The following is a 4,824-nucleotide window of genomic DNA, read 5'->3' as shown; positions in this document are numbered from 1 at the left end:
GCTTTATAGAGCGAAATATAGAAATACTGGCGGATAACCAGGTTAAACAAAGTGTCAGCTGGGATAGTATACAATGGTATGGAACCGGAAGGCCATTGCTTTGCTACCAACTCCCTGAGCCAATCAGGGTCTAAAGGATATAACTGAAAATGACCTGGTTTAAAAGAAGAACTGCTTGTTGGACGGTTAAAAAAAAGATGGATATGAGATACCCTTTTCTGGAAACGCCATTTTTCTATTATTAAGAGTACCTCTTGAATGGTACTATCCAGATTATAGCGAAAATTAGGAAAATCAAGCTTATAATTTGTCGAAATTCCAATATCCTTCAAAGGCTCTAAAATCCTATCTCCCAGAACACAGGCAGTCACTGAAGACTGCTGTTTTAAACCCCTTTCTTTCATCCAGGAATCCAGCTTATTAACGACTGGTAAATTAAAATTACCGGCCATTCCTCTTTGTGCACCAAAAACAATGATACCGATTGATTTAATATCATCAGTAGCGGGTGCCTTTAAAATCTCAGAATTTTCTTTTAAAACTATCTGCAAACCAGCTTCAATATTCTGATGGTAATAATTTATAGCACTAACTGCTTTCTCATAGGCATGAATATTCACCGCAGCCAGGGCTTTCATTGTTTTTACCACTGAGTGCATATCTTTTGCACTCTCAATTTTCCTGCGAATTGTCTCCAGCATCTGCATAATCAGTATCCTTCACAATTGAATCAATTATCTCCTGAATAAAATAAGTCAATCTCTCTTTATCATCAGAAGATAATGTTTTATTATTATTAATTTTCTCGGTAATTCCAGAAAATTTATCTTTAGTGCTCTCTTTAACCCTCTTTTTAAATATACTAATTTTACTAATAGGGATTTTGTCCAGCAAACCACGGGAAACAGCTAAAAGAAGGATAATTTGCTCTAAAACCGAATAGGGTTCATATTGTTTCTGTTTTAATATTTCCCTTATCCTTCTGCCCCGGGTTAAAGTTTTTTTGGTATTTTCATCCAATTGAGTTCCAAAACGGGAAAAAATCTCCAGTTCCTGGAACTGAGAATAACTTAACCGTAAATCCCCCACCACCTGGCGGTACGCTGCCAGTTGGGTTTTCCCTCCAACGCGGGAAACCGATTTGCCTACATCCACTGCCGGTAGAATACCACCCTGGAATAATTGGGGTGAAAGATATATCTGCCCATCAGTAATCGATATTATATTAGTTGGTATATATGCTGATAAATTCTGGGCTTCTGTTTCAATAATCGGTAAGGCTGTTAAAGAGCCTCCCCCGTATTCTTTTTTCAAATGAGTAGCCCTTTCCAAAAGGCGGGAGTGAATATAAAAAATATCACCCGGGAATGCCTCCCTTGCCGGTGGCCTTCTCATTAATAATGATAACTCACGATAAGAACGGGCATGCTGGGTTAAATCATCATAAATAACAAGAACATCTTTGCCTTTTCTCATAAAATATTCTCCGATACTGGTGGCAGCATATGGGGCAATATAATTAAGTCCAGGCGCCTCATCACCGGAGGCTATTAAAACAATACTATAATCCATGGCTTGAGATGATTTTAACCTGGAGATTACCCTTGCAACAGAAGATATTTGCTGGCCAATTGCACAATAGATGCAGACAACATCTCCATTATTCTGATTTAAAATAGTATCAATGGCAATGGCTGTTTTGCCTGTCTGACGGTCGCCTAAAATCAATTCTCTTTGACCTCTGCCAACCGGAATTAAAGAATCAACTACCAATAGTCCGGTTTGCAAAGGGGTATTTACAGGATCCCTATCCATAATGGGGGCAGCATCCTGTTCAATTGGTGCATACTCTGTTGACCTGATAGCCCCTTTTTCATCAAGAGGTCTGCCTACAGAATCTATAATACGACCAAGGAGAATTTCACCAACCGGGACACTCATAACCCTATCGGTTCGTTCTACCTCATCAGTCGAGCCAATAGATGTTGCTTCATCTAAAAGTATAATGTCCACACTATCAGCATTAAGGTTAAAGACCATTCCCAATTGTCCTTTTTTAAAACGGACAATCTCCCCTGATTTCACATTGGGAAGGCCATTTACCTTTACAATATTTTTACCAACTGAAGTAATGATTCCAATTTCCTGGAAATCAAAGGATGCTTCCTGCTTTTTTATAACCTTTTTCATTCTGGAAAAAGTTTCTTTTATATGATCCTGTAGAGGCATATTTTGAATTAATTCTTTCATCAAATCTATCTCCAAGAGAACTTATTCTTCTTCTTTTTCTTCTGTGCTATCTTCTTCTTTGTTGTCGATATTCTGTTGATTCTCAACTTCTTCAAATAATTTTTGTAAGTTCTTTTCCAGGGAATTGAGATAACTTTCTATACTCCAGGAAATCTTTTTCCCTTTTGCCCTTAATTCAATTCCACAGATAAGGTCTTCAGATTCTTTAAAACTAATATCTATTTCATCCTGAAGAAGCCTTTTTAATTTATCGGTAATCTTTTCTTTTTCTTTTTTCTGCAATTGAAAGGCGGTATTTATTTCTATTACTTGTTTTGCGTCTAAATCAGATAACTTAAATCCCTGTCCATTATTGTCTTTTGCAGCTTCTAATTGTTGTAAAAAACTGTCTATTAATTGATTTTCTAATTTTTCATTTGCCAGATCTGCCAGGACCTTTCTGGAAATCTGGCATACCTGCTGGCAGGAAAGTTCTTTTAATTCTTTTAAAAAGGCATTACGCTGTTTAAGGATAGAATTTTTCCAATCTTTTTCTTCTTCATTTACCGCTTGCCTGGCCTCTTCCATCATTTTTTCCCGTTTAGCCTGGAGCTCTTTTTTCATTTGGGCAAGGTCATTATCCCAATTTTCTTCCATCTTTTCCCTGATTTTCCGCTGTTTTTTAATCTCCTCTTCAGCTTCTTTCTGCTGTTTTTCGGCACTGTCTATCTGCTGTTTAATCTGTTCTTCTCTTTCGTCAATAATGCCGATAATTTGGTTAAAAAGAAACTTTTTCAGTAATATGACCAGAATCAAAAAATTGAAAATCTGTGCTATTACTGTAAACATATCAATTATCATATAATTCACCTTATTGACTTAAAATATAATTCCAGAAGGGATTGGCAAAGATAAGAATTACCGAGATTACCAGACAATAAATAGCTGTAGATTCAACCATGGCTAAACCAACAAATAATGTTCTGGTAATAGTATTTGCTTCATCCGGTTGCTGGGCAATGGCACCCAGCGCCCGGGCTAAGGCCATACCCTCCCCGATAGCCGGACCAATAGAACCGATAGCTATGGTAATACCAGCTGTAAAAATGGAAACTGCACTTATGATATCAATACTACTCATTTTTCTCACTTCCTTCATTATTATTTTTTTGGTATAATTCGCCCTCTGCCTGGGTAGCAGAAGCGATATAAACGGTAGCCAAAACAGTAAAGATATAAGCTTGTATCTGACCAATTAATAATCCCAATACCTGCATAATAATCGGTAAAAATAAGGGGGCAATAATCAGTAGAATTCCGGCAATTAAGGTGCCGCTCATAATATTCCCAAACAAACGTACTGCCAGAGCCAGGGTTCGCGATAACTCCCCGATAATATTAAAAGGCAGCATTAGAACAGATGGTTCCAGATATTGCTTTAAATAATTCTTGACACCAACTTTGGCAATTCCGAAGATGGGAATGGCAAAAAATACACAAACCGCCAGAGCTGCTGTCGTTGACAGTGAAGAAGTAGGCGGATGATACCCGGGAACAATAGCGAGCAGGTTAGAAATGGAAATAAATAAAAAGAGGCTGCCCAAAAAAGGAATAAATTGATCCGGATTTTGCCGGGTAATTTCTTTAATCTGTTGACGGATATAGGTGATTATTACTTCCAGGGCAATCTGCCAGCGACTAATGTCATGTCCTACCTTTAAATCTTTTGTAGCCAACCAGCTAATTAGTACTAATACAATCATTACTACCCAGGTAAATACGATAGTGGCATTTAAATGAATGCCATTCCACTGAAAATAGATAATGGCATCAGGTGTTATTTCCATAACTATTGCTCCTTCTTATCTTTCTTCAGATAACTATCACCCAGCAAGCGTGATAATATAATCCGGGCTAAAATAAAACCGGCTAACCAGTATAAAACATAAGTCCACTCTCCAAAGCGGGCAATGTAAAGCAAAATAAAAAAAGAAACCGCGACTCGCAAGATATAGCTAAGTAAAGTAATCACTGCCGGATAACGTGAGTGTACCATATATTGCAGGGTCAGCCATAATCCGCCGAAATAAAATACACCTGATAGAAAACCTAAAATAATAAATTTTAATACTTGGATTTTAGATTACTCCCCTTCATCTCTTTCATTTTCAATCACTTTACGTTCCTTCTGTACCCAATACCAGGCATTCCAGCAGCCCAGGGCAATGCCAATAACAAGAAAGGTCAAGGTCCATGATATCCGCCCAGGCCATTTACTGTCAACCCACAAACCAATGCCAATTCCTATTATTGTCGGAATCATTACTGACCAGCCAATAACGCCAAATAAACCAAATCCCATCCAGATAGTGCGATTTTTCCTGCCTTGAGCCTTGATTCTTCTCTTTTCCTTCTTTTCAATCTCGCGTAGAAATTCTTTTTCTCTTTTTTCTTCAGAAGAGTTATTTTTTTTATCCATGTGCCTCTAAATCCAAAAACCTCCTGACAAAATCAGCTTCCAGTTTTTGCAGCGCACTGCGGGCACCCTCTTCCTGTTTATTAATCTTAATAAAATTTTCTTCAACCTCTCTTTTT

At 37.6% G+C, this 4,824-nt stretch carries 7 protein-coding genes; all 7 read right to left on the bottom strand.

The window, feature by feature from the left end:
* Positions 1-707: F0F1 ATP synthase subunit gamma (locus tag PHD84_10525; protein ID MDD5638229.1), on the bottom strand; the 707-nt coding region annotated here is incomplete at its 3' end.
* Positions 673-2,250, bottom strand: coding sequence for an alternate F1F0 ATPase, F1 subunit alpha (locus tag PHD84_10520; GenBank protein MDD5638228.1), 1,578 nt, complete (start codon positions 2,248-2,250; stop codon positions 673-675). The genes PHD84_10520 and PHD84_10525, both read right to left, overlap by 35 nt.
* Positions 2,251-2,271: 21 nt before the next feature.
* Complete coding sequence (locus tag PHD84_10515) at positions 2,272-3,090, bottom strand: F0F1 ATP synthase subunit delta (GenBank protein MDD5638227.1); 819 nt, start codon at positions 3,088-3,090, stop codon at positions 2,272-2,274.
* Positions 3,091-3,100: 10 nt separating this feature from the next.
* Positions 3,101-3,370 carry a F0F1 ATP synthase subunit C gene (locus PHD84_10510; protein ID MDD5638226.1) on the bottom strand — a complete coding sequence of 90 codons (270 nt, stop codon included), beginning with the start codon at positions 3,368-3,370 and terminating at the stop codon, positions 3,101-3,103.
* Positions 3,363-4,076: a F0F1 ATP synthase subunit A gene (locus PHD84_10505; GenBank protein ID MDD5638225.1), complete on the bottom strand. Its 714-nt coding sequence runs from the start codon at positions 4,074-4,076 to the stop codon at positions 3,363-3,365. The genes PHD84_10510 and PHD84_10505 overlap by 8 nt, the downstream gene beginning before the upstream one ends.
* A gap of 2 nt (positions 4,077-4,078) precedes the next feature.
* Complete coding sequence (locus PHD84_10500) at positions 4,079-4,345, bottom strand: ATP synthase subunit I (protein MDD5638224.1); 267 nt, start codon at positions 4,343-4,345, stop codon at positions 4,079-4,081.
* Between the two features lie 27 nt (positions 4,346-4,372).
* Positions 4,373-4,708: an AtpZ/AtpI family protein gene (locus tag PHD84_10495; GenBank protein ID MDD5638223.1), complete on the bottom strand. Its 336-nt coding sequence runs from the start codon at positions 4,706-4,708 to the stop codon at positions 4,373-4,375.
* Positions 4,709-4,824 lie beyond the last annotated feature (116 nt).

Source organism: Atribacterota bacterium, from assembly GCA_028717805.1.
Lineage (GTDB): Bacteria > Atribacterota > Phoenicimicrobiia > Phoenicimicrobiales > Stramentimicrobiaceae > Stramentimicrobium.
The sequence above is the reverse complement of the archived record's forward strand: the minus strand, read 5'-3'. Positions and strand labels throughout refer to the sequence as shown.